Below are 23,446 nucleotides of genomic sequence, written 5' to 3'. Positions count from 1 at the left end.
TCAGGCAATTGCCTGATTTTCAATATTTAATTTTATATTAATTATGAAAAAAAATTATTTCTCAAAAACCAAATAGCCAAATGCATCCAGACTCACATCAGAACCTTTGATGAATTCATTCTTAGATTTTGTAAATATATTCTTGAAACTTCCCACTGAGTTGTCATCTTCTAATTTGAAATTAACTGCATCTTTGGTGGTATTAATTAAAACCAAAACCTCACGATCTCCATTTTTTCTAAGATAAGCAAGAATTTTGTCATTGGCTGTGGTATTGACCCAAAAAGTTGTTACCGCAGAATCTCCGCCTCTAAGTGCAGGATTTTCTGATTTTAAATCAAATAAAGTTTTGTAGAAATCTTCCAACTCATATTTTCCTGTCCAAGGAATCGGATCTTTCTCGAAGAACTCCAGACGCTTGGTTTTCATTGGTAATTCCTGACCGTTGTACAGCAATGGAACGCCATTCCAAGTCGCTGAAAAAACAGCTAATGCAGGAGCAAAATCACCATATTTTTCATATTCGGTGCCGTTCCATGAGTTTTCGTCGTGATTGCTGGTAAACCATGCTCTCATTGAGTTATCTCCGATTTTTGAATATTGTTCCAGAAGATTCTTCAGGTCAGAAAGTGGCAGATGTTTTTGATAAAAATCTTGCGATAAATGCATCCATTTCCAACTGTAGCTCGCATCGAAAACTTTTCCGTACTCAGGCGCTTCCAACTCATCAAATTCACCTAAGAAGAAAAGCGGCTTCAGTTTTTCCACTTCCGGTCTTGCCTGTTGCCAGAAATCAACTTCTACCCAGCTTGCAAGGTCGCACCGGAAACCGTCTATGTTTGTTTCTTTGACCCAATATTTCATCGCTTCTATCATTGCGAGGCGCATTTCTTTATTAGAATAATCAAGCTCAATGATATCATCCATTCCGCTGGCTTTGTGGAAACTTCCGTCGGCATCTTTCAGGTAATATGCGGGGTGGGATTTTGTCCAGACGTGGTCCCAACCAGTGTGATTCGCCACCCAATCTATGATGACTTTGAATCCCATTTTGTGAGCCTCGTCTACGAGATGTTTGAAGTTTTCCAAAGTCCCGAATTCCGGATTGATGGTTGTATAATCATAAGCGGCATACTGACTTCCCAAAGTTCCTTTCTTGTTGAGCTGTGCAATTGGCGTGATTGGCATAAACCAAAGTGTTTTCACACCCATTTTTTTCAGTCTTGGAAGTTCTTTTTCGAAGGCAGCGAAGGTGCCCTCCGGTGTGTATTGTCTTACGTTGACTTCATATATATTCGTGGTTCGTTTCCAATCTTGCGGGTTTTCCATAGTTTGAGTCTGGGTTTTACAGGATAATAATAAAGCGGCGATTGCCGGAATAAGAATCAGCTTTTTCATCTGTTAATTTTAATTTTTGGTCAGATGGAACACTTTCTTGCGAGCATTTCATTCTAACAATAATTTCTGTTGAGCTTGCGAATTTTTTGTCTATTCTGTAAATGTAATAAAAATAAGAAAGCCCGAAAAATGTGTACTTGTTAATGTTTTTATAAAAATAGTTTGGTGAGATTGATAATCATATAATATGGCGGATGTAACAGATTCATTTCTGTAAGTGATTATTAGAAATTATAAAAATAAAAAGGCCACAGATAAAAATCTGTGACCTATTAATAGTTTTTAGAAGCCGTTCAATTATTTGGTTTTATTTATTTTGTACCCATAATAAAATATAAAAATTATTGCAGTGATAAATAATATAAAATCTACAGCTAATATTTGAACTATCATGATTTATTATCTATATAGTTTCCTATGGTTTCGAGATAAGTTTACCACTTTGTTGCTTACCATCTTTGTTTTTCAACTGATAGAAATAAGTTCCTACCGGAAGTTTCATCTGCAATTTGGTATTTTTATCAGACAAATTTTTGTCAAGAACTTTAGATCCAGCTGCGGTGAAAATCGTAAGATTAGATCCTTTATCTGAGTCATCCAGAGTTATATTAAGAACAGAAGAGAACGGATTTGGATAGAAGCTTGCTGGCTTAGTCTTAGTAGCACCAGTTGCTAAGGTTGCCGGATCGCAACCTCCAGTGGATGTAACATTGACACTTGCAGTAGCAACAGCGCCAGTCGTACTAAGAACACGTCCTTCTATTACAACACCTGTATTCAAATTAATTGCACCGTTATTGCCAATTACAGTTCCTTTGAAGTTTGCATAATCATTAAGACTTACTGCACCGTCAACTTTCCAGAAAACATTCTTAGCTTGTGCTTGATTTACCAATACAACATTAGCATAAGTGCTTGTAGACAATGCACCAACGATTTTGATTACGAATACGGCGTCAGGATTTCCTTGTGCATTTAGAGTTACGGTTCCGTTCAAAACTGTAGCTGCATTCAAGAGGTAAGTGTGCGGCGTAAGTACCAAGTTTTGACCAAAAGCTGCTGGATAAAGCAATTCGATATCTACTGGTAAAGTGTTTAGGTAAGTGTAAACGTTTCCAAGATCTAATGCACAAATAGCGGTTGCATTGTCCGGATTACTATGGATGGTTCCAGTTACGTCTAGAGCATTATAGCCAGTAGTCAATCCTACATTAGAACCAATATCACCCACAACCTTAGAAATGCCTGTGTTGGTAACTGTTCCACTACCTGTGAAAATCGAAAAACAAGCGACAGATCTTAGAACTGGTGCTGCTGGACCAGTTAAAACTGGAGATCCACAACCTACTGGTTTTCTTACTGTAACGCCTGATACTGTAATGGCGCCAGTTGTAGAAAGTGCACGTCCTTCAATAGAAGCGCCACTGTTCAAAACGATAGCTGCGTTGTTGGCAACCACGGTTCCTTTCATTTCTGTGTTTGTTGCAAGATCTACAAGACCTTCAATTTTCCAGAAAACATTACAAGCTACAGCACCATTTGTAAGTACTACTTTTGATCCGGAAGTAGAAGAGAAAGCGCCTTGTATTTTAAAAATAAAGACTGCATTCGGGTTTCCGCCGCCATCAAGTGTCAAAGTGTTGTCTAGCGTTGCACTTTGTCCGATAGAATAAGTTCCTGCGGTAAGTGTTTGACCATTACCCAAAAGTGGTGCAGGGAAAAAATTAGGAGTCGCAGCGTTTAGCTGATTGTAAGCAATAATCAAATCGGCTGCAGCAGTTGCGCTAGAGGCATTTGAGTCAGTCATCACGCCGTCTACGTTTCCAAAGTTTGTACTTGCGCCAACATTTGTACCTACATTACCTGTAATCTGCGACAATCCTGTGTTACTGACTGCTCCATTGGAGGAGAATAGCGCAAAATTCGCAGTGGTTCCCAAAACCGGAGCTTGGGCTAATGCGTGGGATGAAAATAAAATCGAGGTAGACATAACTACCATGTGTAAAAGTTTTTTCATAAAAACAAATTTAAATAATGAATTTTAATAATTTTATATTAATACGTTCTTACTAAAACCATACCATAAATTAATTATCATTATTTTATCAATAATAAATTTAGTTATTTTAATATAAAATATAAAATAATATTATTTATTTATTAAAAATAATTCAAATAATATTATCGTTTTAAAATTTTAAAAAAGTCAATCATCTTAAATTATTATTACCTATATTAAAAATACGTAAAAGACATTTAATCAGAGTATAAAGCGGACGCTTTAGCATTATTCTTGTTTATTATAAAACCTAAAAAAACCGCTTTATGCAAAAAGTATTTTTCCTTTTAACCTTATTTTTTATCGCTTCATGCAAGAAGGACAATGATAAAACAAATCCTGATAATTATGTTATTAATAAAATTCCAGAAGCCAAAGATTCTATCAATTTGAAGAATAATCTAAATTCCGTTGATAAAATCAGAAAAGAATATAACCTAGTCAATTCTCAATTGGTTGCCAAGAAATTGGACTCTGTACGTTTTGGATACGAATGTGAGGAGAGAACTGGAAATGTGATTTATTATTCCGAAAATGGTAATTTGAAAATGATTAAGCACTTTCAGGCAGACAGTCATTTTTCATCGACAGAGAGTTATTTTGTGAATGACGGTAAGCCTTATTTTATTTTCAAAAACGAAACGTTATGGAGTTTTGATGGCGGAACACCGGAAAAACCTATTACAAAAGACGATGTGACGGAACAGCGTTTTTACATTATTAAAAATAAATCTGTCCAATGTCTTGAGAAAAAATATACTATAAAATCCAATTCAACCAATAATTCAAAATCTGAAAATATTCCGAATAAAAAGATGAAGAATTGTTCGATTGCAGAGTTACAAAAGAGCTTTGATTTGCTGATAAAAAATAAATATAAAAAAGCTGATGTTAACTGTCCCGAGTTTTGACAGCAAAAAAAAAAGCCTGAGAAAACTCAGGCTTTTAAATATATTTTTAGAAAAGATTATTAATCCTCATCGTCTTCCTCGAAAACGTCGTTGTACCCTTCTTCCTCTTCATCATCATTGAAGTCATCATCTTCATCTTCAAAACTTGTCGCCTTGAACTCTGACTCGAAATCATCAAAATCATCAATTAAAGGCATTGCGCCATTCTTGCTTTTTCCATTGGAAAGACCAGATTTGCTCGGCGCTTTCAAAGGCACATTTCCGAATCTGTAAACCGTAATCGGATAGTTGACCGCCGGCTTTTCATCAATAATTTCCAAAAGCTCGCAATAGAAATCCCAAAGATCTATAAAACCATACTGGAATCTCATTTTCTCACCCACCGCAGGGAAACCTTCCGGCAGATAGACATCCGACATTATCTCGCCATCACCATCATCACTCAGATCTTCCAAAGGAACAGCGCGACCTTCATTCCATTCATCATCAGAAAAATAAAAAGAAGACAACTCTTCACCTGGTAAGCTGAACGCACTCTTGATTCCCAGATGCAGATTCCAAAGTGTCTGTTTCGCTTTGACTTCTACGTCCCGGAAGATCGTATCCTTGGCGTCTAGAATTACTCTTATCTTATAAACCATTGTTGTTTTTACTTTAACTTTTATTAGCTTGATTAATGATGCAAATATAAAACAATTGAAATCCCATAAAAATTTCTGGTAAATTTTTTTTCAAAAAATATTTTTATAAATTCAGCGGTTTTGGATTTGAAAAAAAATCTATAAGACTGGTTTCGGTTTTCTGATTTTTTCCAGAGAAGATTTCGCGAGTTTGAATTTGAACTTAGTCCCGGATAGATAGACACTTTCCACTATTATTGTCTGTTTATGAGCCTCGAGGATGTGCTTTACGATGGCAAGCCCAAGACCGGAGCCACCTTCTTTTCTGTTTCGGCTGCTTTCCACACGATAGAAACGCTCAAAGATTCTTGGTAGATTTTCCGGCTTGATCCCCATTCCGTTATCTTCTACAGAGATATGAATACTTTTGGTACCTTCTCTTGTAGAAACGATGATCTGCGCTTCCTCACGGTTAGCGTATTTGACAGCATTTGAAATTAAATTAATCAAAACCTGCGATATTTTCTGCTTATCTGCAAAAACAAATAACTGAGATTGAGTCGTTTGCAATTGCATCGTCATCGACTGCCGTTCGGCTTCCATTTCCAGAAGATCAAAAATCTCCTGAATCAAATGATTGATATCAAATGTGCTGAATTTCAAATTGATCTGTCCGGATTCGAAACGGTTGATCATATCCAGATCTTTCACGATATTGAGTAAACGTTCTACGGAACTATCAATTCTTTGAAGATATTTATCGCGGATGCTGAGGTCTTCCACACCGCCATCACGTAGTGTTTCTATATAACCCTGAATGGAAAATAAAGGCGTTTTGAGTTCGTGGGAAACATTTCCGATATATTCTTTTCGGTAATCTTCCATTTCCTTCATCAGATCCATTTCAGCATTTCTCTGATTCATCTCATGCATCTTCTCTCCCAATTCTTTGAAGCCAAGATCTGTGTCGTAATCGTGGATGATATCTTCCGGAAGAATATTCGTAATTCTTCGGATCTGATTCCTACTGTAAAAACTGAAAAGAAATTCCAGCACAAAATAATTGAGAACAAACAGAAACCAAAGTGTAAAAGCCAGAAAAAGATTGAAATCTCTGGTTTTAAAATAGATATCATCCGTATAAAACTCAAAAAGTAAAACCACAACGCCGACAACAGACACCAATAAAAATGATGCTGCGACAGATATCCAATTTATTTTCACCGAATTTCTCAATCTCATTTCAAAAAAAAGATTTTCTTTTTTAGAAAATCTTAAACTACTAATTTATAACCTATACCTTTGAGTGTCTGGATTGTGTTGATGCCCAGCTTTTCTCGTAATCTACGGATGTGGACATCAATTGTTCTTTCGCCAACTATGACATCATTGCCCCAAACTCTCTCCAATATTTCTTCTCTTTTGAAAACTTTTTCCGTGTTTGAAGCCAAAAGATAAAGCAAATCAAATTCCTTTTTCGGAAGTAGAAATTCTTCTTTCGCCTTCGTCACTTTAAAGTTATCTTTATCAATGATTAGATCACCAATTTCGATATAATTAGAATTTTCATTGGAGTTGGCGCCTAATTGTAAAAGTGCCGCCACTTTGGAAATCAAAACTTTTGGCTTGATTAGTTTTACGATGTAATCATTTGCACCAGCCTGATAACCAGCCAACTGAGAAAACTCTTCGCTTCTTGCAGACAAGAATACGATTAATGTTTTTTGCAGTTCTTTAATCTTTCTGAGGTCCTGACAGGTTTCTATGCCGTCTTTCTCCGGCATCATTACGTCTAATAAAATTAAATCAGGCAAAATCTCTTTTGCTTTTGCGATTCCCTCATTTCCGTTTGCGGCTGTGAAAACCTGATAGCCTTCTTTTTCCAAATTATAAGAGATGATTTCCAGAATGTCCTGTTCATCATCAATTAATAGGATTTTTTTACGATTCATTTCGATTTATTAATATGTCAAAATTAAAAAAATTTGAACTCTATATGACCAAATGTTTAAAGTTCACACAAATTTAACATTTAAATGCCAATAAAGTCGCTTTACAGAAGGTTTTTTTATATCAGAAATTGATGGTATTTATAAACTCTATTCATTTTATTTTTAGCGGAAATTAAGTTAAATTTGCACCTCACGTTTCAGATTATGGAAGAAGAAGAAAAAAAATCACTCAATTTTATAGAACAAATTATAGAAGATGATCTGGAAGCAGGTCTGGATGCATCTAAGCTGCGTTTTAGATTTCCGCCGGAACCAAACGGTTATCTTCACATTGGTCATACAAAAGCAATCTGTATCAACTTCGGTTTGGGACAGAAATATAGCGCGCCTGTCAACCTTCGTTTTGATGATACCAATCCTGCCAAAGAAGAGCAGGAATTTGTAGATTCCATTAAAGCAGACATCGATTGGTTGGGTTTCAAATATGATCAGGAATTATATACTTCAGATTATTTTGAACAGCTATATAATTGGGCTGTAGAATTGATTAAACAAGGCAAAGCTTATGTAGATGAACAATCTTCGGAAGATATCACAGCTCAAAGAAAAACACCATTCGAAGCTGGCATAGATTCACCTTTTAGAAACCGTCCAACAGAGGAAAGTCTTGAGCTTTTCGAGAAAATGAAGAACGGTGAATTCGAAGAAGGCGCAATGAGTCTGCGTGCCAAAATAGATATGACTTCTCCGAACATGAATATGCGTGATCCTGTGATGTACAGAATCCTGAAAAAACCGCATCACAGAACAGGTGAAAAATGGAAAATCTATCCGATGTACGATTGGGCGCACGGAGAATCTGACTATATAGAACAGATTTCGCACTCTTTATGTTCATTAGAATTCGAAAATCACCGTCCACTTTACGAATGGTATCTTGACCAAGTCTATGATAACCAAAGTGTTGCTCCAAAACAGAGAGAATTCGCCAGGATGAATGTTTCTTATATGGTAACATCCAAAAGAAAACTTCAAAGATTGGTTGAAGAGGGCATCACAACAGGTTGGGACGATCCTAGAATGCCCACTATTTCCGGATTGAGAAGAAAAGGTTACACACCAACCGCCATCAAAAATTTCATTGAAAAAGTAGGCGTTGCAAAACGTGAAAACCTAATTGATATTCAATTGCTTGAATTTTGTGTGAGAGAAGATCTTAACAAAGTGGCAACTCGTGTAATGGCGGTTGTAAATCCAGTAAAACTGATCATCGAGAACTATCCTGAGGATAAGGAAGAATGGCTGGAGACGGAAAATAATCCTGAAGATGAAAATGCGGGAACAAGACAAGTGCCTTTCTCCAGAGAAATCTACATTGAAAGAGAGGATTTCAAGGAAGAAGCCGACAAGAAATTTTTCCGTTTGAAGCTGGATGGAGAAGTGCGCCTGAAAGCCGGATACATCATCAAAGCTAATCGTGTGGAGAAAGATGCTAATGGCGAAATCACCACTATTTTTGCAACTTACGATGAAGATTCTAAATCTGGAAGCGGAACCGAGGCAAGCCTGAGAAAAGTGAAAGGAACGCTACATTGGGTTTCTGCAAAACATGCATTGCCGATTGAGATCAGAACTTATGAAAGACTTTTCACAACAGAACAACCCGATGCAGAGAAAGAGGTTGATTTCATCGAATTTATTAATCCGGAATCTTTAAATGTAACGCACGGATTTGCTGAGCCAAGCCTGAAAGATGCAACATTGGACGATCATTTCCAGTTCCAAAGAATCGGTTATTATAAAAAAGACAGAGATTCTTCCGATAATACTCTGGTTTTCAATAGAACTGTGACTTTGAAGGATGGTTATAAACCTTAACTAAAACTAAAAGTCCTTATATAACAAAATCCGTTTTTACTTTTATTTTCTAAAGTGAAAACGGATTTTTTCTTTTAATAAACTTAATATGCCGCTGTAAAACGCTGTTTCACAAAGTTATTCTGCTCTAGCTCGTCTACCAAAGCTACAGCAACATCTTCCACAGAAAGAATACTTCTTCCGTCAGCATCAAAAACTGGATTCTCCAAAGCCGTTCTGTAAGTTCCCTTTCTCACGCCAGCGGTTCCCGGATGCATCTCGATAGCAGGAGAAAAAAATGTCCAATCCAATGTCTCGTTTTTCTTAATTTCATTCAGATAATCTCTTGCTGCAGTCGCACCAGGTTTAATATCTGCAGGGAAATCCGGTCCATCCACCAATTGTTTTCCATCGATGAACAAACTTCCTGCACCTCCAACGGTAATAAATCTTTTAATGCCAGATTTTTCAACTGCCTGTTCTATATTTTTAGAACCATTTAAAAAATCATCATAAAGATTGGGATTCGTCCATCCCGGATTGAATGTGTTGATTACCGCATCATTGCCTTTCAGAACTTTTGCAAATTCTTCTACATTGTTCACATCTGCGCTGATGGCATTTACGTTGTCTTTCTCCTCTACTTTCGAACTGTCTCTTGCAATGGCATTCACTTCATAACCTCTGTTCGCCAATTCGTTTACGACTTGTTTTCCTACGAAGCCAGTTGCTCCGATTACTGCTACTTTTTTGCTCATAATTTTTTATGTTAATTGTAATATTTTTTGTTACATTTTGTATTAAAATTTTTTAATCGAATTGATTGGTAAAATCTGATAACTTTTTGTTCTTCAAAAATTGAAAAACCAAATCGTCAGTCTCTGTAAATAACAGATTCAGATTTTTATTAATATCTCTTCCAATACTGCAAAGTGGATTCGGATTTTGATTTTTCTTTCCGAGAACTTCTGAATTTTTTATCGCTTCGTAAATCTCAGCAACATTTATTTCCTCAGGATTTTTACCAATTTTCACGCCTCCATCTTTCCCCTGCCGGCTTTCTACAAGACCAGATTTTTTCAAATTCCCCAATTCTTTCCGAACAATCACCGGATTTACATTAATGCTTCCTGCCAGCCAATCAGATGTCAACCATTCCTGCGGATCTTTCGCCAGAAGTGTCATGATATGAATCGCGGTTGCAAATCTTGTATTGCTCATAATGGTGCAAATTTATAAATAATTTCAAATGTAACAAAAATAATTACAGTTAAATTTTTCTTAACCGTAATTATTTTATAATGAAATTTTTGTTTTTAGTTAGAAATAAGAGATTATTCGAAAACAAAATTTTCAACAGCAAATAACACTTTATCAATATCATAATTATTACCATTAGATAATATGGCAATTGAAACTTTGTCCTTAGTAAAATAAGTAACAACTGAATTAAATCCATCTATTCCTCCTCTATGACCATAGCCAATCTTTTCTTTATAAGGTATTTCAAAGATTCCGTATCCAAAATTATCATTCATTATAATCATCGATTTTAAGCTCTCTTTTGAAATGATTTTCCCGCTGAATAATCTGCTTACAAATTTTGTTAAATCTGTTGGCGTTGAAAAAATTGCTCCCGCTCCTAAGGGTATAGACGGATTTGTTTGCGATTGTTTTACCCAATTTCCATTAAATTTGTAAGAATAACTCACATTATCTTCATTCATTTTATTTCCGAAATAGGTATTTCTTAAACCGAGTTTCTTTACAATTTTTCCCTGCAAAATATCAGAATAAGATTCTTTATAAATTTTTTCCAAAATATAACTCAGTAAAATATAATTGGAATTACTATACTCGGCTTTACTGTCAGGTTCAAAATCACTACCTCCTTTTGTAATAATTTGAATCATCTCTGATTCAGATTTTTTTTGAGTATTCCATTCAAGAAAAGTTTTGTCAGTGGTGAAATTATGGATACCGCTTCTATGATTCAATAAATTACCAATTGTTATTTTATCCGAATTTTTGACAGAAGGGAAAAACTCACTAAGCTTTTTTGACAAGGTCAATTTGTTTTCCTCAACAGCTTTTAAAATCAAAACACTTGTAAAAACTTTGGATATCGAACCAATTCCATAGGTTGTTCTCTTGTTAGGTTTTTGCTGTTTTTCCACATTTGAAAATCCTGTAGAATTAGCATAGGTGATTTTATCATTATGTACAATTGCTACACTTCCCATAAACTTATTGTTTTCCGCTAATTCATTCAAATAATCGTTAAGCTTAGTTTTATCAAATGATTGTACAAATCCTAATTGAATGACCAATAAATATATCGTTGCAGAAAGAATTTTTCTTAACATTATGCGTCGTTGTTAATTTTAGATTTATAACTATTTCGTTTCAATTTCAACAATCTTCTTCCCTATCTCACCAAAGTATAGATTGATGATCGGTTCATAGATTTTATAACCATCATCCACATTGGTAAAGATAACAAGACCTTGTTTTGTTTTGGGTAAAATAAAAGCAATCGTGTTGACACCTTTATCCGAACCGCCATGAGATAAGGCTATCTCGTTATTTCCCAAGTCATAGATCTCAAAACCGAGTCCGAAATATTTGTTCTTTTTGGTTTCAACTTGTTTGGTTTTCATCGCCTCAAAAACTTCGGGTGAAAGCAATTCTTTGTTCATCAAGCCAATCAAAAATTTACTATAATCTTCTACCGACGTCATCAAATCATCTGCTGAGCTGGCTGTTTTATTTTTCACAATATCGTACGGATTTCCGTATTTATCATAACCCACCACGATTCTGTCAGCTTGTTTCTTCTCATTCCAAATGTAGCTCGTATCGTTCATATTCAAAGGTTGAAATACATATTCTTTGGCTAATTGTTCTAAGTTTTTATTAAATTTTTTCTCAATCGCTTTCCTTAAATATTCAAAGCCTTCACCAGAATATTGATATTTGGTTCCAGGATCAAATTCAAACTTGAGTTTGTTGTCCCTATTCATCCAACGCCAATTTGGTAAACCAGTTTGATGGCTCAAAACCAATCTTGTGGTTAATTTTTTATTTCGGGGATCATTTGCAATATCAGGATCTGTGAAGTATTTGTAAAGAGGCTCGTCGAGATTCCATTTCCCAAGACTTACCAAACGTAAAACTGTCATTGCAGTCACTGGTTTGGTTAAAGAAGCCACATTGAAAAGACTGTTATACGGAGCGGTTGTTTTGCCATTAAGTGTTCCATAAACCTTTATCTGTGTCAATTTCCCATCTTCGATAGTACCTAATCCTAAAGTCGGAATATTGTTGTCTTTCAATAATTTTTCTAAATTATCTGTTATTTTCGTTTTGCCTGGGTCGCCGTGATCGTAGCTAAGGACATCGCTCATCAACCAATTTCCGTCTCTTTTTGTCCAAACTGAGGTGAATTTTGCCTGTCCGCCCAAAACATCTTCTTTATTTTTTTCGCGAATAAAAAACTGATGTTCTCCGGTTTGAATAGCTCCGTACAATTCGCCATTATTGTACAAAGGAAAAACTTCCAGACTGTTTTCAATCACTTTGCGAATTGGTTTTTGGTTTGGGTTTCCGCAGATGTTTTGTTTCGTTCTTTCCATGAACAATTTTTTGTCCTGAAAACCGCCATTGTCGTGATAGAATTTCAGATTATCGTCCATCGTTTTTTCAAGATAAGCGAAGTCGCAATTATTAAAACCACGGTCAAAAAATAGACTGTCCTGTTTCTTTAGTTCTAAAAATAACGGAGAAGTTTTATCGATTTGTGCTTGTAAGTTTCCGATGAAAAGGAAGAGAATAAAAATACCTAAGCTGAGTTTATTTGTCATTGATTAATTTTTGACAAAGATTCAGATTTCTCAATTTTGATTCAAAAAAAACACCTGACAAAAACCCGACAATTCCCTGACAGATTTATATAATATTGAAATTCAACCTATAATGAAGTTTTTGTTTTTTGTCTATTTCGTAAGCGTTTCTCAGAATAATGAAAATATTTGCGAGTGTCAAACCAACCATTGTGATCATGACTACTGCGGAGCCAAGTTTTAATAAAGCAACAATCAGAAAAATAATGGGGAAGATAATCGCTAAAAATACTTGAAGAGAAATAATCTGTTTTACAACAGCTGATTTTTCTTTTGTGAAAAGCATAATCAACAAAGGCGGTAAAAAATTAGCGATCGGAAACCACGCAAAAGGAAGTGAAGAAAGATTAATGATTTTGATTAATCTTGAGTTGAAAATTACTTCTTTTTCCGTTGTCAAAATTGGTTCTTCAATTTCGGTTTTATCAGCTACAATTTTAGGAATTAATATCTCTCTTTCAGGAATTTCAAGTGTTGAAGCTAAGGTTTTCAGTGTGTACCCTTTCGGCTCTGTTCCGGCTTCGATGCGTTGGATGGTTCGTACGGAAAGACCTGACTTTTCTGCCAATTCTTCCTGAGTTAAATTCCGCTCTTCTCTGATTTTTTTTAATTCTGACATCTATAAAAATAAACAAAAGCAAATTTAATATTTCATTTTATTAATTATAAAAAAACCTCTCTAAAAAGAAAGGTTTAATTATTTATTTCATATTGAGAACTTTATCAACAACATAAACAGTGTTTCCGCGCCAAGGCAAAGTGCCGTAATATTCTTTGTAATGCAAATCGAAATATTTTCCGCTGTTCATTTCCAATTGTTTGAAGACTGCTTCATTTTCGATAGAAAATTCGAACTGGTTGCTGCCAATTGGTGCGCCAGGTTTCGCGGCTCCAAATCCTTCCTGAATCAATTTTCCTTCGTAAGTTTTGAAAACATTTCCTTTGTTTACAGCATAATTGAGATATCCGGATTTCACGCCTTCTCCAAATACAAAGTAACATTTCCACCAGACGAAAACGCCAAGAAATAAGAAAATTACGCCTAAAGTGATCCAAAGATATTTCATATACTGCGTTTTAGTTGATCAAAGTTAGTTATTTTTTTGAGATAGCTCTCGAAATTACAATCTTTTGAATCTCAGAAGTTCCCTCGTAAATCTGGGTGATTTTGGCATCACGCATCATCCTTTCCACGTGATATTCTTTCACATAACCATAACCACCATGGATCTGAACAGCTTCTATCGTCGTGTCCATTGCCACTTGAGATGCATACAATTTCGCCATTGCACCACTTTCTGAGATGTCTTTTCCTTCGTCTTTTTCAGCAGCTGCTTTGTAAATTAGCATTCTGGCAGCCATAATATTGACGTGCATATCCGCCAATTTGAAAGCAATTGCCTGATGATTAATGATTTCTGTCCCGAAAGATTTTCTTTCTTTAGCATATTTCAAAGACAGTTCATAAGCTCCGGAAGCAATTCCCAGTGCCTGAGAAGCAATCCCGATTCTACCGCCATTCAGAACAGCCATCGCAAATGCAAATCCGAAACCGTCTTCTCCAATTCTGTTTTCTTTCGGAACTTTCACATCAGTAAACATCAATGAATGTGTATCACTTCCTCGGATTCCTAATTTATCTTCTTTCTTACCAACCTGGAAACCTTCCCAACTTCTTTCTACAATAAATGCGTTGATTCCTTTATGTTTTTTATCTGGATGCGTTTGTGCAATGACAACATAGTAAGTCGCATTTCCACCGTTTGTGATCCAGTTTTTGGTGCCGTTTAATAGATAATAATCACCTTTGTCTTCTGCTGTTGTAGATTGAGATGTTGCATCAGAACCAGCTTCCGGTTCAGACAATGCAAAGGCACCAATTACTTCTCCACTTGCAAGCGGTTTCAGGTATTTCATTTTTTGTTCCTCGCTGGCAAATTTTTCTATTCCTGCACAAACCAAAGAATTATTAACTGACATGACAACAGCTGCCGACGCATCAATTTTTGCAATTTCTTCCATTGCCAGAACGTAAGAGATACTATCCAGGCCGGCACCACCGTATTTCGGATCCACCATCATCCCCAAAAATCCCATTTCGCCCATCTTTTTCACGGCATCGTAAGGAAACTTCTGTTCATTATCTCTTTCGATAACGCCTTGCAAAAGTTCTGCGTGAGCAAAATCTCTTGCGGCCTGTTGAATCATTTGTTGCTCTTCTGTAAGATTGAAATCCATAAGTCTTTTTATTATATTTTTCGTTCGTAAATATAAACTTTTTGACAAAAAATCAAAGGAAAATGCTGCATTTTGTTGTTTGAGAAAAAAAAATTATATTTACGATAATGTAAACTCAATTTTAATAATATATTAACAAACATATCCTATGAACGTTAAAAGAATATTTGATTTTTCTGCGCTGGCGTTAGAAAAATTCCACAAAGATGATTGTTTCGTGACGAAAAAGAACGGAAACTGGATGAAAACTTCCACTTTGGAATTTGTCAATCAAGGGAACAAAATCTCTCGCGGACTTTTGAAATTGGGCATAAAACCTGGCGACAAAATCGGACTTGTAACTTCTAACAACAGAACAGAATGGGCGATTATGGATTTGGGAATTTCACAGATTGGTGTTGTGACTGTTCCGGTTTACCCGACGATTTCTGAAGAAGACTATATTTATATTTTTAATAATTCTGAGATCAAATATTGTTTTGTTTCTGATAAAGACCTCTATAAAAAACTCACGAATGCAAAACCTCAGATTCCATCATTAGTAGGCGTTTTTACATTTGATGATATTGATGGCGCTCCGAATTGGAAAGAGATCCTGGATCTTGGCGAAAACGATTTGACACAGGACGAAGTGGATGATCTTGCAAAAGCTATTAATCCTGAAGATATTGCAACTATCATCTACACATCCGGAACTACAGGAAAACCGAAAGGCGTTCCTTTGACACACAATAATTTGGTTTCAAATGTTATAGCAAGCAATCCCAGAGTTCCGAAAGATAAAAGCCTTGATTATAAAGAATTAAGAGCATTAAGTTTTCTTCCAATCTGTCACGTTTTCGAAAGGATGATTTTTTATATTTATATGAGTAATGGAATATCATTGTATTTTGCAGAAAGCATCGAAAAGATCGGGGAAAATGTAAAAGAAGTGAAACCGCATTATATGACTGTTGTTCCAAGATTAGTAGAAAAAGTTTACGATTCTATTTATAATAAAGGAACAGCTGCCGGTGGACTGAAGTCTAAAATTTTCCTTTGGTCATTAGGTATTGCTGAAAAATATGAGATTGAAAAACCAAAAACTTTTATGCACACCATCGCCGACAAATTGGTCTTCAAAAAGTGGAGAGAAGGTTTGGGCGGAAATTTAATAACTTTAGTTTCAGGATCTGCGGCTTTGTCAAAACGATTGAACGTGATGTTCCACGCCGCCGGAATTCCGATTTTGGAAGGTTATGGATTAACGGAAACTTCTCCCGTGATTTCAGTAAACAGCTTCGGGAAAGTGAAAGCAGGATCTGTTGGGATTCCACTAGAAAATGTAAAAGTGAGAATAGAATCTGACGGCGAAATCGTGGTAAAAGGACCATCTGTCTTCGAAGGTTATTACAAAGACGAAGAAAAAACCAAAGAAGCTTTTACAGATGATGGTTACTTCAAAACCGGTGACATTGGTATTTTGGATGAGGATAATTTCCTGTTCATTACTGACAGAAAAAAAGAAATGTTCAAAACTTCCGGTGGAAAATTCATTGCACCTCAGGTGATTGAAAATCTGGCCAAAGCTTCCAAATTTATTGAACAGATTATGGTAGTTGGTGATGGGGAAAAAATGGCCTGCGCATTGGTACAGCCTGATTTTGTTTTTGCCAAAAACTGGGCAGAACTTCACAATGTAAAAGTGGCTGAATCTCATAAAGCGATTGCTGCAGATCCTGCCATAAAATCCAGAATAGAACAGGAAATTGAAAAAATGAACCAACATCTGGGTAAATGGGAACAAATCAAAAAAATTGAACTGACGCCGAAAGTCTGGACAATAGACGACGGACTTCTGACACCAACGCTTAAACTGAAAAGAAAAGCAATCAAGGCAGAATTCCAGGATCTTTACGACAGAATGTACCAATAATTGAAAGCTATCCAACGGATAGCTTTTTTTATACAATTATTAACAGTCGATAGATTCTTATTTATTTATATTTGCTTTAGACGATAGTTTAAAACAATTATTAATGGAAGTAAAAAGAATTTTCGACATTATTTATTATTCGAAAGCAAAATACACGAAGGATGACTATCTATGTGACAAGAGAAATGGGAAATGGGAAAAAGTCTCAACAGATCAATATATCGACATCACAAATCAGCTTTCCCGAGCGCTTCTGAAATACGGACTTAAAAAAGGTGACAAAATTGCGCTCATTACTTCTACCAACCGAGTAGAATGGTGCTTTTTTGACCAGGCTGCTTTGCAAATTGGACTGGTTACAGTGCCGATTTATCCATCCATTTCAAGTGAAGATTGTGTTTATAATCTTGAAAATTCTGATTCTAAAATTTGTATTGTTTCTGATGAAAAATTGTTTGAAAAAATCAATTCTATTAAAGATCAGCTTCCGGATCTAAAGGAAATATTTACGTTTGATAAAGTTTCAAATGCCAAAAACTGGAAAGAACTCTTTGATCTTGGGAAAGAAAATGACAATCAAAATGAAGTTGATGACATTAAAAACTCGATTTCTGATGATGAATTAGCTTCCATCATTTATACTTCCGGAACGACTGGCAGACCAAAAGGCGTGATGTTGACGCACAAAAATATCGTTTCTGACGTTCTTGGTTGTGAAGACAGAGTTCCACACAAAGACTCCAAAAACCGGGCTTTGAGTTTCCTTCCGCTTTGTCACGTTTACGAAAGAATGATTCTTTATCTTTTTACAACCAACGGAATTTCCATCTATTTTGCGGAAAGCAATGATAAGCTAAGCGAAAATCTGAAGGAAGTGCAACCTCAATATATGACCGTTGTTCCGAGAATGGTTGAAAAAGTTTTTGATGCGATCAATAAAAAAGGAACAGAATCCGGCGGAATCAAATCTAAAATATTTCTTTGGTCACTTAAAGTAGCTGAAAAATATAAATTAGGAACTTCAAAATCGCTTTCACATATCATTGCGGACAAATTGGTTTTTAGCAAATGGAGAGAAGGTCTGGGCGGTAATCTGATTACTTTGGTTTCAGGTTCTGCTGCTTTGTCCAAACGATTGAACACGATGTTTCACGCTGCAGGAATTCCGATTCTGGAAGGTTATGGTTTGACGGAAACTTCACCAGTGATTGCAGTTAACAGCTTTGGACATACAAAAATTGGTTCGGTTGGAAGACCAATTGAAAACATTGATGTTAAGATCCAGGAAGATGGAGAAATTACCGTTAAAGGTCCGACTGTGACGCAAGGTTATTATAAAGACGAAGAAAAAACCAAAGAAGCTTTTACCGACGATGGTTATTTCAAAACGGGTGATATTGGGATGTTGGATAAAGATAATTTCCTTTTCATTACAGACAGAAAGAAGGAAATTTTCAAAACTTCGGGAGGAAAATATGTTGCGCCTCAAGTGATTGAAAATCTGGCGAAAGCTTCACAATTCATTGAGCAAATAATGGTGGTTGGCGACGGCGAAAAAATGCCTACAGCTCTTGTTCAGCCCGATTTTGAATTTGCAAAAAGCTGGGCTTCGAAAAACAAAATCAACATCGGAACATCACCTGAAGAAATTGCCAATTCCAAAGAACTGAAAGATGAAATCCAAAAAGAAATTGAAAAAATAAATGCCCATCTTGGCAAATGGGAACAAGTCAAAAAAATTGAACTGACGCCGGAAATATGGACGGAAAATAACGGATTACTGACTCCAACTTTGAAATTGAAAAGGAAAGTTGTGAAAGAGCGTTTTAATGAGTTGTATGAGAAGCTTTATGACAGGTAAGAAAATCTTCCAATTAATATTATTATTCTTTTTCGCAATCTCATTTGGACAGAACAGTTTTCAAATAATTGATAGCATTGCAATTAAAACAAAATACAAGGGCGATTTAAATCACTTAGTTTTTGATTTAACAAATAATCAGAAAAATGATCTTGATAAAACGAGAGCCATTTATTCCTGGATTACAGAAAATATTAGTTACGATTACAAATTATTCAATAAGGGAAAAAAGAAAGTTAATTTCAAATGTAAAAGCAAAGATGATTGCGCCATAAAACGGAAAGAATTCGAAACTAAACTTGTTGAAAAAGTTTTACGAAAGAAAAAAGGCGTTTGTTCTGGCTACTCTACGCTTTTCAAAAGAATGTGCGACATTGCAAAAATAACTTGTTTAAATATCGATGGTTACGTAAAGACCAAATCCAGTCACGTAGGAAATACGGGAATTCTGGATCACGCTTGGAATGCAGTTATCATTGGTGGTCAAACTTATTTTATTGATCCTACCTGGGCATCAGGATATTGTGAAAGTGATAAGAATAAAAAGCTCATAAATTTTATTAAGAAGAAAAATGATTTCTACTGGATTACGCCAACTGAAAAATTTACAATCGACCATTTCCCGAAAAATCCTGAGAAAGTTTTAAATTTTGATATTCGCAAAGACGATTATAAAAACCAACCTTACATAGAAAACATCATTATACCTTATATAGAGTTAGAAAGTCCAAAAGAAGGTATCATTAAAGCAAAGTTAAATGATTCTATTGTTTTCAAGTTCACATATTCGAAGGGAATTAAAAAGCTTCAAATCAATACCAATTTGAAGCGTAATCCTAAATTCTATTTTACTAATAAAAAGGGAGAAAGAATCTTCAATCAAAAAGCATTTGATAAGCAGGAATATATTCCGTTTGAAATGAAAGGCATTGATTACATATTCTTTTATAAGATTGAAAATGAAAACGTTAAGTATATCGAAATTTTATTTGATTATGATTTGAAGCTGAAATATTTGTTGAAGTTTGATTAAAATTTAAAACCTTTACCTTTGAATCCGTTTTTGAATCTAAAATATGAATATAACCCGACAAGAATTAATAAAAATCTGCGACAGATTTCTTGAAGATAAAATCAGCAAAGAGGAAATGATCCATTTTGCAACTTCAGTAATGTTTGATGATGAGGATAAATATGAATGTGAGAACGAAATTGTGGAAGAAATCCTTTCTCAATGGGACAATGTGCATACGCAACATAAAATAAATAAAAGGAGTATTGAATTTTTGAGAGACAACCTTTTGAAAATTGATTGATAAAAAACGTCCCAAATAATACTTGGGACGTTTTTGATTTATTTTTTCTCTGCCAGTTTACTCCACAAATGGAGAATGTAAACGACAATGATGCCTAAGATCCCGGATGCAATAGAAAATATGAATTTCGTATTCTCATCGTCCATAAATCCTGCTTGCCAATCCAGCGCGTAAAAACTAACTGCAATTGAGAAGATAAAAACGCCCAGGAATATTTTATAAAATGTTTTCATTCTGATGAAATTTAAAAATGAATATAGTTCTGAAATAACTGTGCAAAGTTAGCAGTAAATAATTTAATAGAGATGGCTAAAAGTATAATTCCGAAAACTTTTTGCAGAACCTGCAAAGATCCTTCACCTAATTTTTTCTCAATCCAAGGCGCCAATCTCAAAACAACATAGACCAAAATCGTATTTAATACAATTCCACAAATGATATTAATATCGTGGTATTCCGCTCGTAATGAAAGTGTTGTAGTCAAAGTTCCGGCTCCGGCAATCAATGGAAATGCAATCGGAACAATGGATGCAGCTTGCGGTTGATTGGTTTTATGAATTTCAATTCCTAAGATCATTTCTATAGCAATAATGAAGATGACAAAAGCTCCGGCAATCGCAAAAGAATTGACATCTACTCCAATGAATTTCAGAATGTTATTCCCGATAAACAGAAATGAAATCATCAGTAATCCTGCAACAATCGCCGCCTTCTCAGACTCGATTTTTCCGAATTTTTGGCGTAATGAAACGATGATGGGTACAGAACCCAAAATATCGATTACTGCAAACAAAACCATAAAAGTGGTCATTGTTTCTTTAATAGAAAATTCTCCTAAAAACTCCATAACTTTGATTTTAAAGATTTCGCAAAAATATGAATTATTTTTGACAATTTCTTAAAGCTTATTATAGACTTCTTCTATTTCTTTTAAAATTTCAGTTTGATTCTCTTTGGTTGAGTATGGAGAATATTTTTCGATATTGATTTTGGTAATCAACTGATTGTAATTTTCAGATTCAAGTTGCCCAAAATTATGCTTCAAATAATCTTTAAAATCTGATGAATATTTCGTTCTGCAATATTGATCAGCATCTGATTTCAGATCTTCAAAACCTTTAAAAAACTGTGCAGTTTCTCCTTGATCAATCCTTTTTCTAAGATAATTGAAATGAGAATCTGCATCAAATGAAACATTATTTTTCAACATTGCTTCTGTATCAGCAATCGTAATAATTGGTTGTGATTCAATCTTTTTCTTTTCGAGATTTTCTTTTTTTCTGTCTTTGAATTTTTTATTAAAATAAAGAAAAATTAAAGCACCAATTCCCACAATGAAAAGATTTCCGAAGATTACAAACCAATTTATAGTTTTATGTTCTTTTACTTTCAGCTTCTGGGTACTCATTACAGGCGAATCTACCTTTTCCAGAACATTGTTGGTGTACTCATTTACTTTTTGCAAAGTCGTTTTGGCGTTGGCAATATCTTGCGCGTTTACCGCATTTAGAGCCAGAAATTTAGATCCGACTTCCACATATTTCTCTTCTTTAGGATCAAAGTAAGAAAAATCTTCTGTCGTGATTTTCAGATCGCCCCTTTTCTTAGGAATAATGACATATTGCGCTTCCACTTCACCTTCTATGCCTTTGAACGTCGCTATGGAATTATTGATGATCTTTGGTTCAAAAACCTCATAATCTGGAGAAGGCAATATTTTTGGAACGATTGATGGCGAAAGATTTCCGTTTCCGGTAACTTTTACAGAAATATTAAAAGCCTTGTTGATCTCAAAATTTTCTTTGCCTTTATCGATCATTTCGATTTTTACATCATATTTTCCGACTGCATTCTTGAAATTTTCTGGCGCGCCTTCAGGTAATCTCTTTACATTAAGCCTTGCTTTATTAGAAACCAAAACATTTTTGTGATTTGTAAACGGGACTTCCATCGCCGGAACATCCATTACACCAGCTACTTTTGGCACAATCACAAACATTCCGATAATCTGTGCAGAATAATTATTTTCCGAATCTTCTATTGACTCATCAAAGTTTGCAATAGAACGTATGGAGAGGTTTCTGGCAGATTCAAACTTAGCCGGCTCCAGATGTCGGAAATTGGAAATGTTCCGGGAAAACGCTTTCAAAACTACCACTGCAGGCTCATCCTTATAGACTTCTCTCTCCTCCAGCTGCATATTGAGATACATATTTTTTGCAGGATTGGTAGTTGCCAAAGGTTTTTTCTCCGCCTCTTTTACGAAAATGTCAATAGGCTCTGTCTTGTACATTTTCCCATTGATCTTCACAAGAGCAGATCCTATTTTGATATTTCCGGTCTGTTTCGGGTTGAGCAAAAACTGATAAACCATCTGGTTGATTCTAATCTTTTTGACAGGATCAATTACCGTATTCTGTTCCGAAGAAATAGCATAATCAAACTTTGTAAGATCCGGTAGTTTCACAGGTGTTTCCTGCACAAGATCCTCACCAAAAATCTCCAGTACAACTGTGAATGTAATAGGCGTATTGACACGGGAATCCTGCGTGTTAACCTCTGAATAAAGATTAACCTGAGCAAGGGAAAAACCCGATGCTAAAAGGAATAATATGTATAAATTTTTTCTTATCATTTACCAATCCTTCTCGTTGCTTTGCGGCATGGAGTTGGATTTTTTGTTTAAAATTCTTCTTGCAGTTTCTTTTTCCCGATTTTCTATATCCTTCAGGATTTGTCTTTCTGCTTCTTCCGGTATTTTATTTTCTTCTTTCTTAGGCTGGTTTGGCTTTCCTTGGTCATTCCCATTTTGATTGTCACCTTTGCCGTCTTTCTGATTCTTTTTTTGATCGCCTTTATCAGAATCATCTTTTCCTTTCTGATCTTTATCGCCGCCTTTTCCTTTATTCTGCTTTTGCTTTTCTTTTTTCTCCTTGTCTTTCAGCATTGCAATCTCATAATTTTTACGGATAGCTTCATTGTAAGGATCTTGTTTCAAAGCCTGTTTGTAATATTCAGCAGCTTTTTCAGGATTATTGGATTGGATTGAGACGTTGCCAATATTGTAAAGCGCAGCAGCTTTCTCGTACTTGCTTTTGGTATATTTTGAAGCTTTCTCGTATTCATCGGTTGCCTCTTCATATTTTTTGCTTTTATAAAGCGCATTCCCAAGATTGTAATGGGCTGTATAATTGCTGTTCTTTTCGGCAATAGCTTCGAGATATTTGCTGGATGAAGCATCGTATTCCTTGGCATCAAATTTCTTATTACCTTCGTAAACCAATGCATTATAACTCTTCTGCGCAATAAGGAATTGCGAGGAAATTATCATACAAATCAGGACTAAAGTAAACTTAAAATTCATTGATACAAAATTATCTGTTTTAATGTTAAAATCAACAGTTTAAAAGTTAAAGT

General features: G+C 35.2%; 22 protein-coding genes. 6 read left to right on the top strand and 16 right to left on the bottom strand.

Annotated features, from left to right (window positions below):
* Positions 1 to 54 precede the first annotated feature (54 nt).
* A complete protein-coding gene (locus tag OPU68_RS09635; protein ID WP_498473771.1) occupies positions 55 to 1,398 on the bottom strand; it encodes an alpha-amylase family glycosyl hydrolase in 1,344 nt (447 codons plus the stop codon).
* A 415-nt stretch (positions 1,399 to 1,813) separates the two neighbouring features.
* Positions 1,814 to 3,415 carry an ice-binding family protein gene (locus OPU68_RS09630; RefSeq protein ID WP_498473770.1) on the bottom strand — a complete coding sequence of 534 codons (1,602 nt, stop codon included), beginning with the start codon at positions 3,413 to 3,415 and terminating at the stop codon, positions 1,814 to 1,816.
* Positions 3,416 to 3,723: 308 nt separating this feature from the next.
* Here OPU68_RS09630 and OPU68_RS09625 point away from each other — a divergent pair, with 308 nt between their 5' ends.
* On the top strand, positions 3,724 to 4,368 hold the full coding sequence (locus OPU68_RS09625) for a hypothetical protein (RefSeq protein ID WP_498473769.1): 645 nt from the start codon (positions 3,724 to 3,726) through the stop codon (positions 4,366 to 4,368).
* Between the two features lie 59 nt (positions 4,369 to 4,427).
* On the opposite strand, the gene OPU68_RS09620 is transcribed toward OPU68_RS09625, so the two are convergent.
* From OPU68_RS09620 to OPU68_RS09610, 3 genes are all read right to left on the bottom strand, one after another.
* The gene (locus OPU68_RS09620) at positions 4,428 to 5,009 is read right to left on the bottom strand and encodes an IS1096 element passenger TnpR family protein (RefSeq protein WP_498473768.1); all 582 of its coding nucleotides are present in this window, start codon (positions 5,007 to 5,009) and stop codon (positions 4,428 to 4,430) included.
* Positions 5,010 to 5,147: 138 nt separating this feature from the next.
* The gene (locus OPU68_RS09615; protein WP_498473920.1) at positions 5,148 to 6,212 is read right to left on the bottom strand and encodes a sensor histidine kinase; all 1,065 of its coding nucleotides are present in this window, start codon (positions 6,210 to 6,212) and stop codon (positions 5,148 to 5,150) included.
* Positions 6,213 to 6,262: 50 nt separating this feature from the next.
* Positions 6,263 to 6,940 (bottom strand): response regulator transcription factor, encoded by a 678-nt coding sequence (locus tag OPU68_RS09610; protein ID WP_498473767.1) that lies wholly within the window; start codon positions 6,938 to 6,940, stop codon positions 6,263 to 6,265.
* 204 nt (positions 6,941 to 7,144) lie between these two features.
* Here OPU68_RS09610 and OPU68_RS09605 point away from each other — a divergent pair, with 204 nt between their 5' ends.
* On the top strand, positions 7,145 to 8,818 hold the full coding sequence (locus OPU68_RS09605; RefSeq protein WP_498473766.1) for a glutamine--tRNA ligase/YqeY domain fusion protein: 1,674 nt from the start codon (positions 7,145 to 7,147) through the stop codon (positions 8,816 to 8,818).
* 83 nt (positions 8,819 to 8,901) lie between these two features.
* Here OPU68_RS09605 and OPU68_RS09600 read toward each other — a convergent pair whose 3' ends face one another.
* From OPU68_RS09600 to OPU68_RS09570, 7 genes are all read right to left on the bottom strand, one after another.
* Positions 8,902 to 9,555 carry an NAD(P)-dependent oxidoreductase gene (locus tag OPU68_RS09600; protein WP_498473765.1) on the bottom strand — a complete coding sequence of 218 codons (654 nt, stop codon included), beginning with the start codon at positions 9,553 to 9,555 and terminating at the stop codon, positions 8,902 to 8,904.
* 52 nt (positions 9,556 to 9,607) lie between these two features.
* Positions 9,608 to 10,018 (bottom strand): Rrf2 family transcriptional regulator, encoded by a 411-nt coding sequence (locus tag OPU68_RS09595; RefSeq protein WP_498473764.1) that lies wholly within the window; start codon positions 10,016 to 10,018, stop codon positions 9,608 to 9,610.
* Between the two features lie 113 nt (positions 10,019 to 10,131).
* Positions 10,132 to 11,163: a serine hydrolase domain-containing protein gene (locus OPU68_RS09590; RefSeq protein WP_498473763.1), complete on the bottom strand. Its 1,032-nt coding sequence runs from the start codon at positions 11,161 to 11,163 to the stop codon at positions 10,132 to 10,134.
* A gap of 30 nt (positions 11,164 to 11,193) precedes the next feature.
* Positions 11,194 to 12,660: a serine hydrolase domain-containing protein gene (locus OPU68_RS09585; protein ID WP_498473762.1), complete on the bottom strand. Its 1,467-nt coding sequence runs from the start codon at positions 12,658 to 12,660 to the stop codon at positions 11,194 to 11,196.
* Positions 12,661 to 12,745: 85 nt separating this feature from the next.
* A complete protein-coding gene (locus OPU68_RS09580) occupies positions 12,746 to 13,318 on the bottom strand; it encodes a helix-turn-helix domain-containing protein (protein WP_498473761.1) in 573 nt (190 codons plus the stop codon).
* Between the two features lie 82 nt (positions 13,319 to 13,400).
* Complete coding sequence (locus OPU68_RS09575; RefSeq protein ID WP_498473760.1) at positions 13,401 to 13,766, bottom strand: hypothetical protein; 366 nt, start codon at positions 13,764 to 13,766, stop codon at positions 13,401 to 13,403.
* A 28-nt stretch (positions 13,767 to 13,794) separates the two neighbouring features.
* On the bottom strand, positions 13,795 to 14,937 hold the full coding sequence (locus tag OPU68_RS09570; RefSeq protein WP_498473759.1) for an acyl-CoA dehydrogenase family protein: 1,143 nt from the start codon (positions 14,935 to 14,937) through the stop codon (positions 13,795 to 13,797).
* A 148-nt stretch (positions 14,938 to 15,085) separates the two neighbouring features.
* On the opposite strand from OPU68_RS09570, the gene OPU68_RS09565 reads away from it, so the two are divergent.
* From OPU68_RS09565 to OPU68_RS09550, 4 genes are all read left to right on the top strand, one after another.
* Positions 15,086 to 16,852 (top strand): AMP-dependent synthetase/ligase, encoded by a 1,767-nt coding sequence (locus OPU68_RS09565; protein ID WP_498473758.1) that lies wholly within the window; start codon positions 15,086 to 15,088, stop codon positions 16,850 to 16,852.
* Between the two features lie 103 nt (positions 16,853 to 16,955).
* On the top strand, positions 16,956 to 18,713 hold the full coding sequence (locus tag OPU68_RS09560; RefSeq protein WP_498473757.1) for an AMP-dependent synthetase/ligase: 1,758 nt from the start codon (positions 16,956 to 16,958) through the stop codon (positions 18,711 to 18,713).
* Positions 18,682 to 19,746 carry a transglutaminase domain-containing protein gene (locus OPU68_RS09555; protein WP_498473756.1) on the top strand — a complete coding sequence of 355 codons (1,065 nt, stop codon included), beginning with the start codon at positions 18,682 to 18,684 and terminating at the stop codon, positions 19,744 to 19,746. Before OPU68_RS09560 ends, OPU68_RS09555 begins: the two co-directional genes overlap by 32 nt.
* 43 nt (positions 19,747 to 19,789) lie before the next feature.
* Entirely contained in the window at positions 19,790 to 20,029 is a 240-nt protein-coding gene (locus tag OPU68_RS09550) for a hypothetical protein (protein WP_498473755.1), read from the top strand.
* A gap of 38 nt (positions 20,030 to 20,067) precedes the next feature.
* On the opposite strand, the gene OPU68_RS09545 is transcribed toward OPU68_RS09550, so the two are convergent.
* Genes OPU68_RS09545 through OPU68_RS09530 form a run of 4 tightly spaced genes read right to left on the bottom strand, consistent with a single transcriptional unit; the run spans position 20,068 to position 23,393 of the window.
* Positions 20,068 to 20,262: a hypothetical protein gene (locus OPU68_RS09545; RefSeq protein ID WP_498473754.1), complete on the bottom strand. Its 195-nt coding sequence runs from the start codon at positions 20,260 to 20,262 to the stop codon at positions 20,068 to 20,070.
* Between the two features lie 11 nt (positions 20,263 to 20,273).
* Positions 20,274 to 20,876 carry a MarC family protein gene (locus OPU68_RS09540; protein WP_498473753.1) on the bottom strand — a complete coding sequence of 201 codons (603 nt, stop codon included), beginning with the start codon at positions 20,874 to 20,876 and terminating at the stop codon, positions 20,274 to 20,276.
* A gap of 51 nt (positions 20,877 to 20,927) precedes the next feature.
* Positions 20,928 to 22,664, bottom strand: a complete 1,737-nt coding sequence (locus OPU68_RS09535) for a BatD family protein (protein WP_498473752.1) — start codon at positions 22,662 to 22,664, stop codon at positions 20,928 to 20,930.
* Positions 22,665 to 23,393, bottom strand: coding sequence for a tetratricopeptide repeat protein (locus OPU68_RS09530; protein ID WP_498473751.1), 729 nt, complete (start codon positions 23,391 to 23,393; stop codon positions 22,665 to 22,667).
* Positions 23,394 to 23,446: the final 53 nt, after the last annotated feature.

The organism is Chryseobacterium sp. TB1-D10, from assembly GCF_059803555.1.
Note: the sequence above shows the minus strand (reverse complement) of the source record. Positions and strands in the feature narration are given on the sequence as shown.